24 protein-coding genes are annotated in these 14,510 nt (G+C 65.7%); 16 read left to right on the plus strand and 8 right to left on the minus strand.

Annotation, left to right across the window (positions count from 1 at the left end; translation table 11 throughout):
* Positions 1 to 59: 59 nt before the first annotated feature.
* Positions 60 to 572 carry an OsmC family protein gene (locus tag ACZ5IQ_RS27415; RefSeq protein ID WP_061005045.1) on the plus strand — a complete coding sequence of 171 codons (513 nt, stop codon included), beginning with the start codon at positions 60 to 62 and terminating at the stop codon, positions 570 to 572.
* On the opposite strand, the gene ACZ5IQ_RS27420 is transcribed toward ACZ5IQ_RS27415, so the two are convergent.
* The gene (locus ACZ5IQ_RS27420) at positions 573 to 758 is read right to left on the minus strand and encodes a helix-turn-helix domain-containing protein (RefSeq protein ID WP_082761750.1); all 186 of its coding nucleotides are present in this window, start codon (positions 756 to 758) and stop codon (positions 573 to 575) included.
* 62 nt (positions 759 to 820) lie between these two features.
* On the opposite strand from ACZ5IQ_RS27420, the gene ACZ5IQ_RS27425 reads away from it, so the two are divergent.
* Positions 821 to 1,012 carry a hypothetical protein gene (locus ACZ5IQ_RS27425; protein ID WP_464480542.1) on the plus strand — a complete coding sequence of 64 codons (192 nt, stop codon included), beginning with the start codon at positions 821 to 823 and terminating at the stop codon, positions 1,010 to 1,012.
* Between the two features lie 155 nt (positions 1,013 to 1,167).
* On the opposite strand, the gene ACZ5IQ_RS27430 is transcribed toward ACZ5IQ_RS27425, so the two are convergent.
* Together ACZ5IQ_RS27430 and ACZ5IQ_RS27435 are read right to left on the minus strand one after the other, a co-directional pair.
* Positions 1,168 to 1,665, minus strand: coding sequence for a hypothetical protein (locus ACZ5IQ_RS27430; RefSeq protein ID WP_061005049.1), 498 nt, complete (start codon positions 1,663 to 1,665; stop codon positions 1,168 to 1,170).
* Positions 1,665 to 2,303 (minus strand): hypothetical protein, encoded by a 639-nt coding sequence (locus ACZ5IQ_RS27435; protein WP_131808773.1) that lies wholly within the window; start codon positions 2,301 to 2,303, stop codon positions 1,665 to 1,667. Before ACZ5IQ_RS27435 ends, ACZ5IQ_RS27430 begins: the two co-directional genes overlap by 1 nt.
* 379 nt (positions 2,304 to 2,682) lie before the next feature.
* On the opposite strand from ACZ5IQ_RS27435, the gene ACZ5IQ_RS27440 reads away from it, so the two are divergent.
* On the plus strand, positions 2,683 to 2,916 hold the full coding sequence (locus tag ACZ5IQ_RS27440; protein ID WP_061005053.1) for a hypothetical protein: 234 nt from the start codon (positions 2,683 to 2,685) through the stop codon (positions 2,914 to 2,916).
* 18 nt (positions 2,917 to 2,934) lie between these two features.
* Positions 2,935 to 3,258, plus strand: coding sequence for a hypothetical protein (locus ACZ5IQ_RS27445; protein WP_061005054.1), 324 nt, complete (start codon positions 2,935 to 2,937; stop codon positions 3,256 to 3,258).
* Between the two features lie 74 nt (positions 3,259 to 3,332).
* Here ACZ5IQ_RS27445 and ACZ5IQ_RS27450 read toward each other — a convergent pair whose 3' ends face one another.
* The 3 genes from ACZ5IQ_RS27450 to ACZ5IQ_RS27460 all read right to left on the minus strand — a co-directional run bounded on the left by ACZ5IQ_RS27450 (position 3,333) and on the right by ACZ5IQ_RS27460 (position 5,005).
* The gene (locus tag ACZ5IQ_RS27450; RefSeq protein ID WP_061005056.1) at positions 3,333 to 3,752 is read right to left on the minus strand and encodes a hypothetical protein; all 420 of its coding nucleotides are present in this window, start codon (positions 3,750 to 3,752) and stop codon (positions 3,333 to 3,335) included.
* A complete protein-coding gene (locus ACZ5IQ_RS27455) occupies positions 3,749 to 4,345 on the minus strand; it encodes a uracil-DNA glycosylase family protein (protein WP_061005058.1) in 597 nt (198 codons plus the stop codon). The genes ACZ5IQ_RS27450 and ACZ5IQ_RS27455 overlap by 4 nt, the downstream gene beginning before the upstream one ends.
* Positions 4,346 to 4,468: 123 nt before the next feature.
* On the minus strand, positions 4,469 to 5,005 hold the full coding sequence (locus tag ACZ5IQ_RS27460) for a hypothetical protein (protein WP_061009449.1): 537 nt from the start codon (positions 5,003 to 5,005) through the stop codon (positions 4,469 to 4,471).
* A 166-nt stretch (positions 5,006 to 5,171) separates the two neighbouring features.
* On the opposite strand from ACZ5IQ_RS27460, the gene ACZ5IQ_RS27465 reads away from it, so the two are divergent.
* The 4 genes from ACZ5IQ_RS27465 (at position 5,172) to ACZ5IQ_RS27480 (ending at position 7,182) form a co-directional block, all read left to right on the plus strand.
* Positions 5,172 to 5,858: a hypothetical protein gene (locus tag ACZ5IQ_RS27465; RefSeq protein WP_061005080.1), complete on the plus strand. Its 687-nt coding sequence runs from the start codon at positions 5,172 to 5,174 to the stop codon at positions 5,856 to 5,858.
* A 78-nt stretch (positions 5,859 to 5,936) separates the two neighbouring features.
* A complete protein-coding gene (locus ACZ5IQ_RS27470; RefSeq protein WP_061005061.1) occupies positions 5,937 to 6,566 on the plus strand; it encodes a hypothetical protein in 630 nt (209 codons plus the stop codon).
* A 17-nt stretch (positions 6,567 to 6,583) separates the two neighbouring features.
* Complete coding sequence (locus tag ACZ5IQ_RS27475; protein ID WP_162563559.1) at positions 6,584 to 6,739, plus strand: hypothetical protein; 156 nt, start codon at positions 6,584 to 6,586, stop codon at positions 6,737 to 6,739.
* 149 nt (positions 6,740 to 6,888) lie between these two features.
* Positions 6,889 to 7,182 (plus strand): hypothetical protein, encoded by a 294-nt coding sequence (locus ACZ5IQ_RS27480; RefSeq protein WP_061005063.1) that lies wholly within the window; start codon positions 6,889 to 6,891, stop codon positions 7,180 to 7,182.
* A 5-nt stretch (positions 7,183 to 7,187) separates the two neighbouring features.
* Here the strand turns inward: ACZ5IQ_RS27480 and ACZ5IQ_RS27485 are convergent, their stop codons facing one another.
* Entirely contained in the window at positions 7,188 to 7,973 is a 786-nt protein-coding gene (locus ACZ5IQ_RS27485) for a hypothetical protein (RefSeq protein WP_406802848.1), read from the minus strand.
* 391 nt (positions 7,974 to 8,364) lie between these two features.
* Here ACZ5IQ_RS27485 and ACZ5IQ_RS27490 point away from each other — a divergent pair, with 391 nt between their 5' ends.
* Entirely contained in the window at positions 8,365 to 9,561 is a 1,197-nt protein-coding gene (locus tag ACZ5IQ_RS27490; protein WP_110767089.1) for an IS30 family transposase, read from the plus strand.
* Positions 9,562 to 9,582: 21 nt separating this feature from the next.
* On the opposite strand, the gene ACZ5IQ_RS27495 is transcribed toward ACZ5IQ_RS27490, so the two are convergent.
* Positions 9,583 to 9,708 carry a hypothetical protein gene (locus ACZ5IQ_RS27495; RefSeq protein WP_267886874.1) on the minus strand — a complete coding sequence of 42 codons (126 nt, stop codon included), beginning with the start codon at positions 9,706 to 9,708 and terminating at the stop codon, positions 9,583 to 9,585.
* A 157-nt stretch (positions 9,709 to 9,865) separates the two neighbouring features.
* Here ACZ5IQ_RS27495 and ACZ5IQ_RS27500 point away from each other — a divergent pair, with 157 nt between their 5' ends.
* The 7 genes from ACZ5IQ_RS27500 (at position 9,866) to ACZ5IQ_RS27530 (ending at position 14,336) form a co-directional block, all read left to right on the plus strand.
* Positions 9,866 to 10,510, plus strand: a complete 645-nt coding sequence (locus tag ACZ5IQ_RS27500) for a hypothetical protein (RefSeq protein ID WP_061006115.1) — start codon at positions 9,866 to 9,868, stop codon at positions 10,508 to 10,510.
* A 362-nt stretch (positions 10,511 to 10,872) separates the two neighbouring features.
* Positions 10,873 to 11,196 (plus strand): hypothetical protein, encoded by a 324-nt coding sequence (locus ACZ5IQ_RS27505; protein ID WP_061006116.1) that lies wholly within the window; start codon positions 10,873 to 10,875, stop codon positions 11,194 to 11,196.
* Between the two features lie 70 nt (positions 11,197 to 11,266).
* A complete protein-coding gene (locus tag ACZ5IQ_RS27510; RefSeq protein ID WP_061006117.1) occupies positions 11,267 to 11,761 on the plus strand; it encodes a hypothetical protein in 495 nt (164 codons plus the stop codon).
* 55 nt (positions 11,762 to 11,816) lie between these two features.
* Positions 11,817 to 12,215, plus strand: coding sequence for a GNAT family N-acetyltransferase (locus ACZ5IQ_RS27515; RefSeq protein WP_234789594.1), 399 nt, complete (start codon positions 11,817 to 11,819; stop codon positions 12,213 to 12,215).
* A gap of 114 nt (positions 12,216 to 12,329) precedes the next feature.
* Positions 12,330 to 13,088 (plus strand): YfbU family protein, encoded by a 759-nt coding sequence (locus ACZ5IQ_RS27520; protein WP_061006119.1) that lies wholly within the window; start codon positions 12,330 to 12,332, stop codon positions 13,086 to 13,088.
* A gap of 40 nt (positions 13,089 to 13,128) precedes the next feature.
* On the plus strand, positions 13,129 to 13,905 hold the full coding sequence (locus ACZ5IQ_RS27525) for a hypothetical protein (RefSeq protein ID WP_234785298.1): 777 nt from the start codon (positions 13,129 to 13,131) through the stop codon (positions 13,903 to 13,905).
* Positions 13,902 to 14,336, plus strand: a complete 435-nt coding sequence (locus ACZ5IQ_RS27530; protein ID WP_204158502.1) for a hypothetical protein — start codon at positions 13,902 to 13,904, stop codon at positions 14,334 to 14,336. The genes ACZ5IQ_RS27525 and ACZ5IQ_RS27530 overlap by 4 nt, the downstream gene beginning before the upstream one ends.
* Positions 14,337 to 14,510: the final 174 nt, after the last annotated feature.

Here is a 14,510-nt window from a genome sequence, read left to right on the forward strand (position 1 = left end):
TGAATTCATCGTGGGCCCAACGGTCGAACCCCGACGCCGACGCAAATAAAGTCTGCGGCGTGACTGCTTCCGTGACTTCCCTCAACGCGATCACCGATGCCACCCGTGCGGCCGTCTCCGACAATCCCGCCGCGGCCGCCGTGGTGTTCAAGGCCTCGGCGCAGCCGGAAGGCACCGTCGGCAGCGAGATCACGCTCGGCAAGTACCAGGTACACGTCGACGAGCCGCCGGCACTCGGCGGGCAGAACACGGCACCCAACCCGGTCGAGTACTACCTGGCATCGCTGCTGTCGTGCCAGGTGGTGACCTACCGGTTCTGGGCCGAGCGGCTCGGCATCCAGGTCGACTCCCTCAGCGCCAGCGCCGAAGGCGACCTCGATGTGCGCGGCTTCTTCGGGCTGGACGACAACGTCCGACCCGGCTTTCAGCAGATCCGGGTGACCGTCAACGTCTCGGGCCCGGAGACCGCCGAGCGGTACCGCGAACTGCAGGACGCGGTGGATGCGCACTGCCCGGTGCTGGATCTGACGACCGCCGCGACCCCGGTGCACACGCAGCTGACCATCGGATGACTACCTGAGGGCAGCACCTGTCGTCGCGCCCAGGCGCGTGGCGTCCGGTGTTGTGCCGGTCCACCCGCGGTAGGCGCGGTAGAAGGAACTGGTGTCCTTGTAGCCGACCAGCAGTGCGATCTGGGCCACGCTGGTATCGCCGGTAGTGAGGTAATGGTGGGCAAGGCTTTCCCGAGTTCGGCGCAGTAGCCGCCGATCGCATTGTCAATAGCTACGCCGCGTTCATCGGGGATATGACCAGGGCCGCAATGCTCGCTTACCGCATTGATGATGACGTCCATCCGAGCATCACTCTGCTCGATCGTGGGATTGTTGGCGCTGCGCAGGGCCTCAAGAAGTGCCGGCGCTCGGCGTCCAAGCTCTTCTTCAATCACGACGCGGTGCGCGGGTTCAACCGCGTCAAGAACGTTGGTCATCTGCGCCAGTCTGATTTCTCGTGATTTAGTCCCACAACACCGACGCATGCAAGAACAGTCCCCAGCTAAACGCCGCACCGTAATCGCGCCCTTCCCATTCGAATTCGCGGCCTTCGTGCGCGGGGAGGATCTTGTCGAAAAAAGGCCTCCTATCAGTGCTGCTTGCTGGACCAAAAGCTTCAGCGAATTCTGATAAGTCCATACTCCACGGCTGCTGTTCCCCGCGGAGACGCAGCCTTCTGCGCCTTCCCTCTGGCTCGGCGATACTCCGCCGACTCGAGTCCACCGTCGTCGTCGGAGGTAGCAGTGAAGACGAAGTCGGGCCACAACACACTGCGGTAGGTCAATGATCGGGTATCAGGGTCCCCTGCATCTCCGACGAGATGTTTGAGGCGCTCGAATCTGGTCGATTCGTCGTCGAACAGGCCAGCGATGCGCTGATGGATGTCTTCAGCATCATCGAAGGACAGCCCCTCGCTGGTGCCGTTCACCCCGGGGACGCGAGAGCTGCGCAGCTCGACTGCGCCGACGTTCGCCTGCTTGGCGGCGGCGATCCACGCGGTCTCGGCCGCGTGCCACGAGCCGTCGCGGGCGACGAGTGCAGCGGCAGCCGAACCGGGGATCAGCTGCACGTGCCCACCCATCCGCGCGTAACGCAGCGCGTCTGCGTCATCCATTACAGGCTCGGGCGGGAGCTGCACCGGCGGCGCAGGAGGCGGTGCGATCCCGAGGCCCAGCGGGTCGTAGTCGCGGGGTCGGGCTGATGCAGTTGTGCGTTGAGCTTCGCCATCTCCACGTCGTGCCGCCACGCCTCGTCCGCCTGCGCGTACCCGGTCTTGGCTTCGTCGGCGGCGGCGCCTGTCTTCAACGCGGGCAGGACGATCAGGCCGCCGATGACGCCACCGACCACCAGCCCGGCCACGCCACCGAAGGCGTAGCCCAGGGCGATGGTGCCCAGGCCGATGCCGAACCAGCCGATGCTGCGCTCGCTGCGCTTGTCTGCGCGGTACGCCCCGGCCCGGGCGGTGCCCGGCTGCAGCGTTTGGCTGCGGTCGCTCTTGTCGCGGTTCGCCATTACGGCGATCACTCCCATCGCGATGAGACCCACGCCTAGGAAGTGCCACAACGACAGGTCGGGCAGCTTCTCCGCGAATCCCGCCACGCCGGTTTTCGGCGGCTCGGGTGGGCACGTCACCGCGAGGGTGGCGGGATCGGCGACGCACGGATCAGCGGCGGCTGGCCCCGCGGTGCCACACACCACCGCCGCGAAAGTAGCGACGGCAGCGAGCCGAAGAATGTTTGCTGTAGTGCTCATGCCTCCAGCTGTACAGCACGTTTGCACGTTGCGCAAGGAGCGCGCTGAAGGTTGCTTCAGCGTGTCCCGCGACTCATTCTCTGAAACAGAGAGTAGAGACAGCATGCTGACGTCGATGCATGTCACAGCAGCATTCTCTGTTTCAGAGAATGGTGCCGAGTCGCCTCCGGTGAATCCGAGGGTGCACCTTGCGCACCGTGCGAACGTGAGGTACGAATGACATTACTCTAGATGGGCTATTAACTTTGCTACACAACGTGTAGTTGAGAGAAGGCACGATGACCGACAACGGCGAGTACACGGGGCCGGCGCAGCACCCGCACCGCGGGCTCTTCGCGCGCCTGCGTGATTGGTGGCTGATGCGGAAAGTGGGCCGGCGATGAGCACCGCCGCGATGGTGCGGGCGGTGCAGGACCAGGCGCTGGCCGACGGGCACACCGCCGCGACGGTCGCGGTGTACGGCGGGTTGGTACGGACGATGTCGCACTTGCTTGGCGGTGATGCGGACCTCGACCATCTTCCCGAGGACGCCGTGCTGCAAGCCGGGATCGCAGAGGTGCCGACCGACACGGTGGCCTACATGGCCGAGTGGCTCCTCCGGAACGCGGAGTGAATCACGAACGCCGCGGACGTGCTGGACCAGCTGGACGAACTCGAGGATGCCTTCCCCGTGATCCCGGCCGGCGCCGAGGCGTACCGCCGCGCGGCCGAGGAGCTGGTGCTCGCTGCCGGCCACTGCTGCGCGGCGGTGAGCTGGGGCGGCACAGAGGCGGTCTTCGAGTTCGTGCGCCTCTACACCGAATGCGATCCCGACCTCCACGCGCTCATCGCGCGCGACGCGGTGGCCACCGCTGCGTTGCGACAGCTGTCCGACGACGAGCTCCGCGGCGTGCGCGGGTGGGTGCGCGAGAACTGGGTCGAGATCGACCAGCTGGCGACGCAGGCTGCTGCCTGATCTCATTCCCCGCGTGACGGGGCTGCTTACTGCTGAGGGTCCAGGCGATGGCGGCGGACTCGATCGCCTGATGTTCAACCCAGTCCGAGGTGCTCGCGAACGACCGCGATGTCCCGCGTTCGGTCACGCACGATCCGCCGCGATCTCACGGTGAAGGCAGCCTTCTCGATCACGACGAGACGCAGCCCGCGCTCGAGGATCAGGGCGCGCTTGCGTGCGTCGTAGATGCGGCGCTGCTGGCCGCGGTCGACCCCGGAGACGGTCTGGCGCCGGTCGAACAACTCCACCGCTTCCGAGTGCTGCTCCTCCTGGAACTCCACAACGAGACCCAGATCGGGCCAGTACCCGTCGACGGGGAGTGTCGACCCGCGGGGTCGCTTGGCGGACGGGTCTCCCCGCAGCCAATCGAACCTCGCCTGCCGGACGCCGGGCGCGCCGATAACTGCGTCGCACAGGTCGAGAACGTAGTACTCGTCTGAGTCCGCGCGGCTCACCCAACCTCAAACCCCCACTTGATCGCACGGGCGAGACTCGGCGAGTAGTACGCGCGGTCGGCCGTCTCCTTGAACCTCAACGAGCCGGGGTGTTCCGGGAACAGCAGGTACGTAGTGTCCGGCTTGACGGTCCGCGGCTTCACGAACGGCCACGCAAGGCGGCGCGCGTCGAGATACCGCGCCGTGAGCACCTTCTCCGCGTCGGCGCCGAGTCCGATGATGAGCCGCGGCCCGACGACGTCCAACTCCTCGTGGAGGAAGTGTCGGCAGTTGTCGATCTCGTACGAATGCGATTTCCGATCGTTGACGGGGTGACAGTGCACCACGTTCGTGATGAACAGCTCGCTCTTCTTACGGTCCGCGCGCTCCAACGCATCGTCGATGTAGCCACCGCTGCCCCCGGTGAACGGGATGCCTGACTCCATGCACTTGCGGCACAGGCTCTGACCGACGATCGCCACCGGGGCATCCGCCGCTCCGTACCCAGGAGCTGAAGCGGTCACCTTCGGCTCGTTCATCCCCGGACACTTGCGGCACTCGCTGATGCGGGCGGCGATGAGGTTCAGCTGTTGTCGTCGGTTATCGCGTGCCATCGCGGGATCGTCTCATTGGCTGCCGACAACCCACAGCCGAATCACAGGTGCAGTGGTTGTTCCCGCCTTTGGGTCACGTGCGATCAGCCGCGGCGGGCAAGTAGGGTTACCTCCCGTTGAGGCTCAACTGCCAGACGGCGCGGCCCCACCCGCAGTCACCGTGATCGCGCCGTTCGCCGTCATCTGCTCCAACACTTTCACCGCGCTCAGGTTGGCACTCGCCTCCCGATCTCCGGACTTCGCGTATGCGCACTGTTTGTCCTGAGACAGCAACTTCGCCTTCCGACCGGTGAACGACACTCCGCCCTCCGTCCCGGTCTCGATCGGACCCAGCTCCCACGCTCCCCCGGTACAGCTCACGCCGCCGAAGATGATTATGTGCGCCCCGGTGGCCGATCCCCCCGCTGCGAGTGCCTGTGCGTCAGATTCCAGATGCGAGTCACCCTCAGGTTCCATGAGCACCTCGCGGATCGTGTACTTCGTCTGGTAGCCGCGCGCCGCCCAGCCAGTTGGAATGACGAGCCCGAGTGATCCATCGTTCAGCTGGAACATCTGCTGCGCCGCCGCGGTAGGCGACGACGAGGTTGACGACGTGTCACCACAGCCCGCCGCCAGCACCCCCGACGCGGCGAGTACAGCGGCGATCACTGACGGCTTCATCTCGGCTCCCCGGGTTGCTTCACAGCCCGCGGACGCGGACACTCCGCCGAACCGTATGTGGCCGGTGGCCCTTCACACCATCGTCCGATCGGCGGACACCGGCTATCTGACGCGCTTACGCCAGATTCACCCCAGCGCGTCGGTGACCCGTGCGACGCTTTCGCGCATGACGCACACCGCCGCGCAGTTGCAGGCCCTTACCGCCCGCTGCGAGCAGTTCCGTGGCGAGGAGGCCCCGGAAGGCTACCCGAACAGCTTGGCCCTCTGCATCGTCGACAGCGTGCAGTCGACGGGCGTGCGATACCCGAGCGTCAAGCAGGTGGTCGCGCGCTACAAGGCGTACCGCCGCGATCGGAACGGCGACCCGAGCACCGACGGCATCCCGGAGCTCCTCCAGACGTTCGACGACTGCGACGGCCCGGCCGGCTGGGCCGAGAAGATCGGCAACGGGCACCGCACCAGCACCCGCGCAGGGGCACCACTCAAGTCTGTTGCGATCCAGCAGGTGGCCCAGGCGCTCGACGGGTTCGGCATCTACACGACTCAGGATCTGCGCGACCGCGCCGACGACGAGGCTTACTTCGCCGAGGTGCGCAGGGCCTGGTGTCGGGTGGTCGGTCAGAGGTCCGGGATCACGTGGAGGTACGCCGGGATGCTGGCCGGGGTGGACGGGGTGAAACCGGACCGGATGATCTGTCGGTTCGTCACGCAGTCGCTAGACCCGGGGCAGCGGCGCCGCAGCGTCGACACCGAGTTCGCCTACGGCATCGTGATGGCCGCGGCCGGGGAGCTGGGCATGACGGCGTTCGCGCTGGATCACGCGATCTGGCAGTACCAGCGGGGCCGGCGGTAAGCCAATTCCGTAGGCGCACATGGTGGCCCGCCGCCTTGAGGTGAGCTGGTTGTCGTACCCCGCTGTCAGTATCTGCTCGTGTTCCCGATCGCCGACAGCCCGTACGCGCAACACGTCGCGCTGTGGGTTGCAGGCGGGGATCAGACCGCGTTCACCGACGCGTTGGCCGCGCACGAGACGGCCTCGTGGACAGGAGGGTGCACCGGTTACGTCGACGAGTCCATGGCGACGTTCGACCACCAGGAGCACTGGATCGCGCGTTGCCTTGCGCGCCAAGGACATAACGTCATCGCCCTGCCGTCGCGTCCGCTCGCCGGCCTGCGCTCCCCCGACGCCGCCGTGAGCGGGCTGCTGACCGAGTTCAAGACCTACACGGGTCTGGATCCGCGGCAGCTGCTGATCAGGGTCGGCCAAGCGCGTCCGCAAGCCGACCGCGTGGTGGTCGGGGTTGAGGCGCAGTGGGGTATCACGTTGGTACGTGAGGTGTTCGCGGTGGCCATCGATTCGGCTCGCCGACGCACCATGCGGGCGGTGATGTTCATCGGAGCCGACTTCCAGCTCGAGTGGGGCGACTGGAACCCATGCTTCACGGATTCCGTGGATACCACTCACCCGACGGCCAAGGGCGGGTCGGGGGCGGCTCCCGACCATGTGCTCTGCCGGCCGAGCCGGCGAGTTGTCCAGTCTCCCACCGCATCACCGACGTGAAAGGGATGGTCACCACGATGGATCTTCTGCGGCGCAACTACGACCTGGTCGCCACCGTCGGTACCGGGGCCACCTTCGTGACGCTCGGCGCTCCATGGTGGCTGTGGTCCGCGTACGGCGTCATGGTGACGTTCCAGATCGGCAACCGTGTCGTTCGCGGTTGGTCGCGCTGAACCGTTCACCTCGGTGGTGTCACCCCAGCCTCGTACGATTTCTACCCATGCACGCGCTGTTCTCGGCCGGCGGCCTACCGCTCATGCCGTAGCCCCGCCCCGCGGCGATCTGCGGACTCGGTGGGGCTGCCCGTCTGAGGAGGACCGCCGTGTGCCGTACCGATGCCCACACGCCCTACCGTGTCCGCGTAGCCCGCCGCGAGATCGCGGTGCGCGCCGTCCACCGCTGCGTGGGCGGTGTGTGCGACTTGCCCGCCCTCGATCCCGACTGGTCGATCGGGCGTATCGGCCGCTGCTACCACGATTTCGTCTACACCGGCACCAACGTCTGCTCGTGCTGGATGTGCCACTGGCACTCGCGTCCGGAGGTGCGCCGAGCGGCGGTGCGAGCTGAGCTTCGGGCTGTGGCCCGTGAGTGGAACGCCGCCAAGGTGGAAGCGTGAAGACGTTACAGACTGGACAGCTCGGCTGGGAGGAGCAGCTGGCCGTATTTCTGCTCTGCTATCTGCACCAGCTCATCCATCGACCCGACCCCGGTAAGCAGGATCGCCGGCCGCCACGGCTCCGCGTGCTTCCACAGCACAGCCATGCCGGTTTCCGGGATGAAGTACGCCATGGCACCGAAGGTGTCGTCGCGGCCGGGGACGCCGATCCTCGTGCTCTGGGATGGGTCTCCGCCGGGTGGGACCTGAAACACCAGCCCCTGCTCGCCGTTCGGTCCGGTGGTGAACTCGCCTTCCGTGTACCACGGCCCTGACCCCGCCGGATCGCTGTGAAACCGGAATGGTTGGGTCGCATCGCCGCTCGCGCGGGTCGTGTACCCGCCGACGCTTGGGATGTCATCGAACAGCACGATCGTCATCATCGTGGAGACCAGCCGCTGCTCCGGTGGAAAGCCGGGCAGCGCCGCGTACTGGTGCTGGAACGCCCGGAATGCGTCGGCGTCACCGATCCAGAGCCGACTCAGGTTCGAGCTGTCCTCGACTTCACCTCCGGTGATCCGCCACAGCTGCGGGTCGAGTGCGCGCTTGGCGATCAGGAACGACTTGGAGACCTTCATCGCGTCGTGTTCGGCGCTGTACTTGCGGAGTTCCTCCACGATCTCGGTCAAGGGTCTGCCCCGGAGTCCGGTCACGTACCGGATCGCGGTCGCCGGGTTGTCGCCGGCCGCTGCAACGGCGATGTCGTCGTCGACGATCACGATCTTGAGGCACGGGTGGGTGGGCGGGTTCACACGGTCGTCGCAACACTCATGAATGTGAGGGGTTGCGGCGATCGTGTCGTTTTCGGGGGAACGTTCTCGGCGTGATGATCAGCTAGCAAAGCTGATCGACGAGGGCGTGTCGGTGCGGGAAGCGGCGCAGGCATTGAGGTTGTCGGAGCCACGGGTGTATGCGATCTTGCGGGCGATGGGGCAGCCGCTGGGTCCACTGAGACCGGGCATGTGTGGCGTTGATCCGGTTCAGGTGGCCGATGTGTTCATCAAGACCGGCTCGGTGAACGCGGCCGCCAAGGCGGTCGGTCGGGCGCATTCCACAGTTCGGAAGGTGCTCGTTGATCAGGGCTTGATCGAGCCCGAGCGGCAGCGGCGGGGTAAGTCCGCTGCGCGGGCTCGGTTCTTTGCACTGCTCAATGAAGGTTGGTCTGTCACGCGGGCGGCCCGTGAGGTTGAGGTCCATGTCAAGACAGGCCAGCGTTGGCGGTACGGGGACCGGCGAGTCGGCAACACGCGGGTGCATCCCGATGGCACGGTCAGCGATGCCGCCACCGGCAGGCGGTACACACGACCGGTGAAAACCCGTGCAGCCCATATTGAAACCACATCTGATGACGAGTCGGCTAGCAGGTATTTGCAGCTTGCTGATCGGCTGGCGATCGCTGATGGACTGGCCGCCGGGCTGGCCCGCACCGCGATCGCCGACATGATCGGCCGGCATAAGTCCACGGTGTCCCGCGAAATCACCGAGCGCAGTATCGAGGGCCTGTATCTGCCGTATCAGGCCGATGCGGCGGCCGCAGTGGCCCGGTCACGGCCGAAAGAGTCCAAACTGGTCACCAACCAGAGGCTGCGGGAACAGGTCGAACAGGGGCTGGATCAGCGGTGGTCCCCGGAAGAGATTTCGCATCGCCTGGTCAAGGACTTTCCAGACGACGAGAGCATGCGGGTGAGCCACGAAACGATCTATCAAGCCCTGTATTTTCAGGCCCGTGGTGGGCTGAAAAAGGAAGTGGCTCAAGCACTTCGGTCCGGCCGCACCACACGCAAACCGCAACGCAAACCCGGCGAACGCTACCAGCGGTTCGTCGACCCGATGCTCATGATCGCCGACCGGCCCGACATCGAGGATCGGGCGGTACCCGGGCACTGGGAGGGCGACCTGATCATGGGTGAACTCAACAAGACCGCGATCGGCACCCTGGTCGAACGCACCACCCGCTACACGATGCTGGTGCACCTGCCCGGCAGCCATGACGCTGAAACGGTTCGCGACGGGCTGATCGCCACCATGATGACCCTGCCCGAGCATCTGCGGGGATCGCTGACCTGGGACCAAGGCGCCGAGATGGCCGGACACAAGGGATTCACCACAGCCACCGACATGCAGGTCTACTTCTGCGATCCGGCCAGCCCGTGGCAGCGCGGCACCAACGAGAACACCAACGGCCTGCTGCGCCAGTACTTCCCCAAAGGCACCGACCTGAGTGTGTTCGGACCCGAAGACCTCGAACACGTCGCCCAGCAACTCAACGGACGCCCACGTAAAACGCTCGACTGGGACACCCCAGCCGAGCGCTTGCGTGATCTACTACTGACTCAATAACCAGCAGTGTTGCGACGACCCCTAGAAACCGCCGGTGTAGATGCGCCGCGTCTGGGTGACGTCTCCGTAGACAGTCACCTTGGTGTCCGCGACCATCGTGATGCGCCCGTCGGTGCCGGCGAGGATCTCCGCGATCACGAACGTCACGGCGGCTGCTTGAACGCGGACGGCATCCGCCGACCGTAGCGCCGCCGTACGTCAGGATTCAGGAACCGGCGGCGTGTCGGATCGCTGGTTCTCCACCGCGACCTGTCGGCCTCCGGCTCTAGGCTGCGATAGCGGCTGAGCTGAGGAGGAACCTGAGGTGAACAAGGCCGAGCGACTGTGGCGCCTGCGAGACGGAGTGCTGGCGTGGCTGTACGAACTGCGGATCGAAGGACAGACCATCTCCCAGGCGCTACCGGAACCGTTCATGGCCGCGACCGCGTGGTCCGATGCGGAGGTCACCCACCAGGAGTTGAACGCGGCGGTCGAGTGGCTTATGGAGGAGGGCTACGTGAATGGCCATGGCACCATGCAGCGGGTCGTTATCCGGCCGCGCCTGACCCCTTACGGCGAGAAGTATGCAGCGTCTGGCCGATCCGTCCGAGACCTCCCGGGAGTAATTGAAGTGAACAGTCCCTACCTGCACATCGAGGGCAGCAGCGGCGTCGCCGTCGCGTTCGGAAGCAACAACGTCACGCAGAACGTCAACGTTCAACAGAAGGTCGAGCAGGCCCGAGCCCTCGCCGGGGCGATCGAGCGGGCGCTACCCGCCATCGCCGACGAGCAGGTGCGCTCTGACGCCGAACAGCTGGCGCTGGAGATTCGGGCCGAGTCGCAATCGGCAGAGCCGAAGCAGGGAAAGTTCAAGGAACTGGCCACGAAGGCGATGACAGCGATCGCCACTGCGGCCGGGACAGAATTCGGCAAGGCGATCATCGACACAGCGCTTCCGCTGCTGTCTTGAGGTCGTCTGCCAACGTCGGATAGCTGTACTGGACACAGGCTGACCCCGGGACCGGATCGACCAGTCCCGGGGCCGGCGGTCAGCTACCGACGCCCTTCTGTCCGCTGTCCCTGGTCCGTTCCTGCCGACAACGCGGGCAATCACCGCACCGCTGCGACGGGTCAGCTCCCAGCGGGATGAACTGGGCGTGGTAGCCGGGGTGGTTGCAGTATCCGCAGATCACCATGGTGCGGTTCTCCTGATTCTTAGTGGGGTGAGTGACACGGACGTGCCCTTCAGCCCTTCATGTGCGAACCCGCGCCGAACACAGTGCCGGCGTTCCGACCGAGTGCGTGCACCCCTCCGAAGTAGCGTTTTCCGGCATGACGAACACAAGCAGTGAAGTGACGGCAACCGAGCGGTTCTTCGAGGCATCAGGGCCGATGGCGACATCGCTTTTGAAGTGCAACGCGCACCGCTACCGCGAGTGCCTGATGTCCGACCGGGGCGCAGTCACGATGTGGCTCAGCTCCGGGGAGGTGGAACACATCGCCGGCACCCGCTACCTCGACATTGAGCGGCTGCGTGGCGAAGAGAACGAGGGCGCAGTCGAGGTCATCTATCTCGGCGTGGTGCTGCGGTCGTACCCGGCCGGTACATGGAAGCGATGGGAGTCCGTCGAAACCGTCGACCCGTTTACCGTCTGACCTGTCGGACCCGCTGGCTACCGTGGATTCAGCCGCACCGCGGCGGCATTTCGACTCCACGGGAGAACTCATGACCTTCGACGAACTCCGCGCCCTCATCGCCAACTCGCATGCGCGTGACTGGCAGCGAATCAAGCTGATGGGGCCGACCTACCGCGACCGCTTCGGCGCATGGAGCAGTCCCGCCGACGGCACCTCCGGCCTCGACCACGACACCCACGCCGAGTTGGCCGTGTACCGGCCGGACATCGATCTCACGATCGCGTACGGGATGCCACAGAGCCAGCACGGGCACAGCTTGACGTTCAAGTGGTCGGAGGCGTTCCCCGACTCCGAGATCCGCGAGATCAGCATCGCCGACATCTTCTGGCGCGGCTCGTTGGTGGACCGCGTCAATTACGTCTACGTGGATGGCGGCCGTGGGATCGTACCGATCGGCGGCGGGCACCAGGGGCTGCGCATCAACCGGTACCAACTCGCGGTGGCGCGGCTCCTCAGCGGTATAGCGGACTACGACGAGTGGGAGCGATACTTCGGCGCGGTGCCGTTTGAGCTGCAGGATTGAAGTGGCGCTCCACCTCATCGATCTTCGCCCCGGGGACGCCGGCAGTCGCTGGTGGATGCCTCCGTTCGACCAGGCCGTGGAATACGAGCACCCGCACTGGTGGAACCGCCAGCTCGGCGACGACCCGTGGTGCCTTCAGGTGATCGAGGACGACACCGAGGTCGCGCGGGTCGAGTTCGACGACCCGGGCGGCATCAACCCGCAGTACGCGAACGTCCCTGAGTTGGGCGACGACCGGCTGGAGATCCAGTTCATCGAAGTATCCACTGCGGCTCGTGGCCGCGGCGTTGGAACGCAGCTGGTGCGGGACCTGATGGAGAGGCATCCGGATCGGCGGCTGTTCGCGTACAGCGAGGGCGCGGACCGATTCTGGTCGAGGCTCGGATGGGAGCCGTTCGTGCACCCGGCGGGCGGCTACCGCACCCTGTTCATCCAGCCTGCTGGCGAGGTTTAGAACCTGCCACAGAATGCCTCCGGTCGCCTTCTCATCCACTCCCAGATCTCATATTTGTAATGGTGTATGACGATTGTACGATTTGCGTAATACACAACTACGGATGGAGTCGGCGTGGCCGTTCTTAATATCCGCGTGGAGGACCGGATTCGTGACCAGCTCAAGGAGTTGGCCGACGCGGAGGGGGTGTCACTCAGCGAGTACGTGCGCGATCTGGTCCTGGCTGCGGTGGTCCCGGTGTTCGAGCGGGAAGTCGAGCCCGGCGAAGAGCCCGCACCGGAAACTATGCGACTTGCCGACCGGCAGGTCCTTGCCCTGCTCCACCGCATCCTCGCGCGAGTGCTGCCCGAGGACTCCAACGACATTGATGGAGACGCCGAGTATCAGCTGGAACGTGCGCAGGTGATCGAGGCGGGCTTCACCGGGGAGTACTGGCGCGAAGTCGCAGGGTTCCGGACTGAGCTGTCCAAGCGTGACTGCGACCGGGTGCTGGACATCCTCGACATGTTCCGCGTGATCACCTACAGCATCCAGCGGTTGGCGAAGGACGGAGTCGCCGTCAGCGATGAGCTGAGCTACGACTTGGAGTTCCACGGCTTCGACTTCCGCGACGGGCTCGAGGGGCAGATGGCCGACTATGTCAAGTTCCTGATGAGCGACGGCCGGTGGGCTGAACTGCAGCCGCAGGTGGACCGTAACGACCGCGGCAACTCGCACCACAAGGTGCTGGACACGTACCAGCGGATGCTTGCCGAGCACCGCCGCATCATGGACAGCCGCGGCCGCGGGTTCCGCCGCGATGACTACCTGCTGTCCCTGGAGGAGCTGGAGCAGATCGCCGCGGCTCGGATCCACCCGTCACACCGTGGGTAACGCAGCGCAGCGAGAGCGGGAACGAAGGGCCGCTGAGGGGATGCTGGCGCAGGCATATGCGCGAGCGCCTGGTGGCTACGTTGCGTTCCTTGACGAGACGTTCCAGCTCGACGACTCGGACAAGAACCGAGAGCGGACCGGGTTCCCCTCCCCCGCACCTGGTCACGGCGAAGGAGCAGTAGCCATCACCCGGTTCTCCACGGCGCAAATGGCCGAACTGAACGACGCCGTCAAACCCCGCCTCGCGGATGTGTACTCCCGGTGCGCGCCGCTGCTCAGCAAGCGAGGCCAGCAGATCGTCGACCGTGCGCTGAAGAAGGGCACAGTCGGCGGGGATGTCGGCATGCAGACGCTGCTCGAACCGGCGATGCTTCTCAGCCTCGTCGCCGACAGTGACGCGATGTACGAGCTGGCGGCGGTGGTCACCGACATCCCGTTCATCGGCGACTACGGCCTCTGGGCTCCGTGTGAGGCGGTCATCGCCGCCGCGTACCGGGTGCTCACCCGCGACAGCGACCCCCGGGCTACCAAGGTCGAACTGTGGTTGTCGCTGCCGGAGAACGGCGGCGAACCCGGGCCACCGGTGGTTCATCAGGCGATGACGAACCGGCTGAACGGCCTTCTCGTGGAACAGATTCAGTCTGACGCGTACGCGCCGCCTCTGAAGCTGCCGCAGTTCTCCTACGTGATCGGGAAGCTGCGGGAACTGGCGGTGATGTGGGCGTTCGGCGGATCCGTGGCGTGGCCGCGTGAACGGATCGACGAAGCTATCGCGGCGGTGAGGGTGCAAGTCGCCGACTTCGTCGTGCCGCAGTGACCGGCCCCGCGTGGGACGGCCGTCCACTGCGGCTTCCGGCACCACCGGACCCGGAGCACGCCGCCGAGCTGGCGCAACGCGCCGTCGATGCCGCGCGAAACGTCTCCGGCATCGACCTCGATTACACCCCAGAGTCGCTGAGGCTGGTGGACGAAGTCTTGGACAGCTTCCGGGAGCCGGGTTCGGACGCGGTGGCCGAGACCATCTTCGTGTTCGGCTGCTACGTCGGGGAGGTACTCGTCCGGAACGCTGGCTACGAGTGGGCGCGAACCCCGCCGGAGATCACCCGCATCTTCATGCCGCTCACCGTGTTCCGTGCGTCCACCGCGTCGCGGGTGAATCCGATCGGGAAGGCCTTCAAGCGGGTCGACAACGGCCCAATCGACGACATCCCGTACTTCTACCAACTCTTCAGCGACGTCGATCTCTGACCCGACCAGAGGTAACCAGCACAAGTTCGAGTTCCTTGAGTACTTCCGCGACACGACCGTCCCGGCGCCGCAACCGGCCGCGTGCTCGCAGCGACGCATGAACGGGCCGGTCTAGACGTGCGTGCGGCGGCGCGAGCTTCGGGCTTCACTGCCTTAGTCTCAAGTTCCCAAACT

This window comes from Mycobacterium toneyamaense (assembly GCF_055384815.1).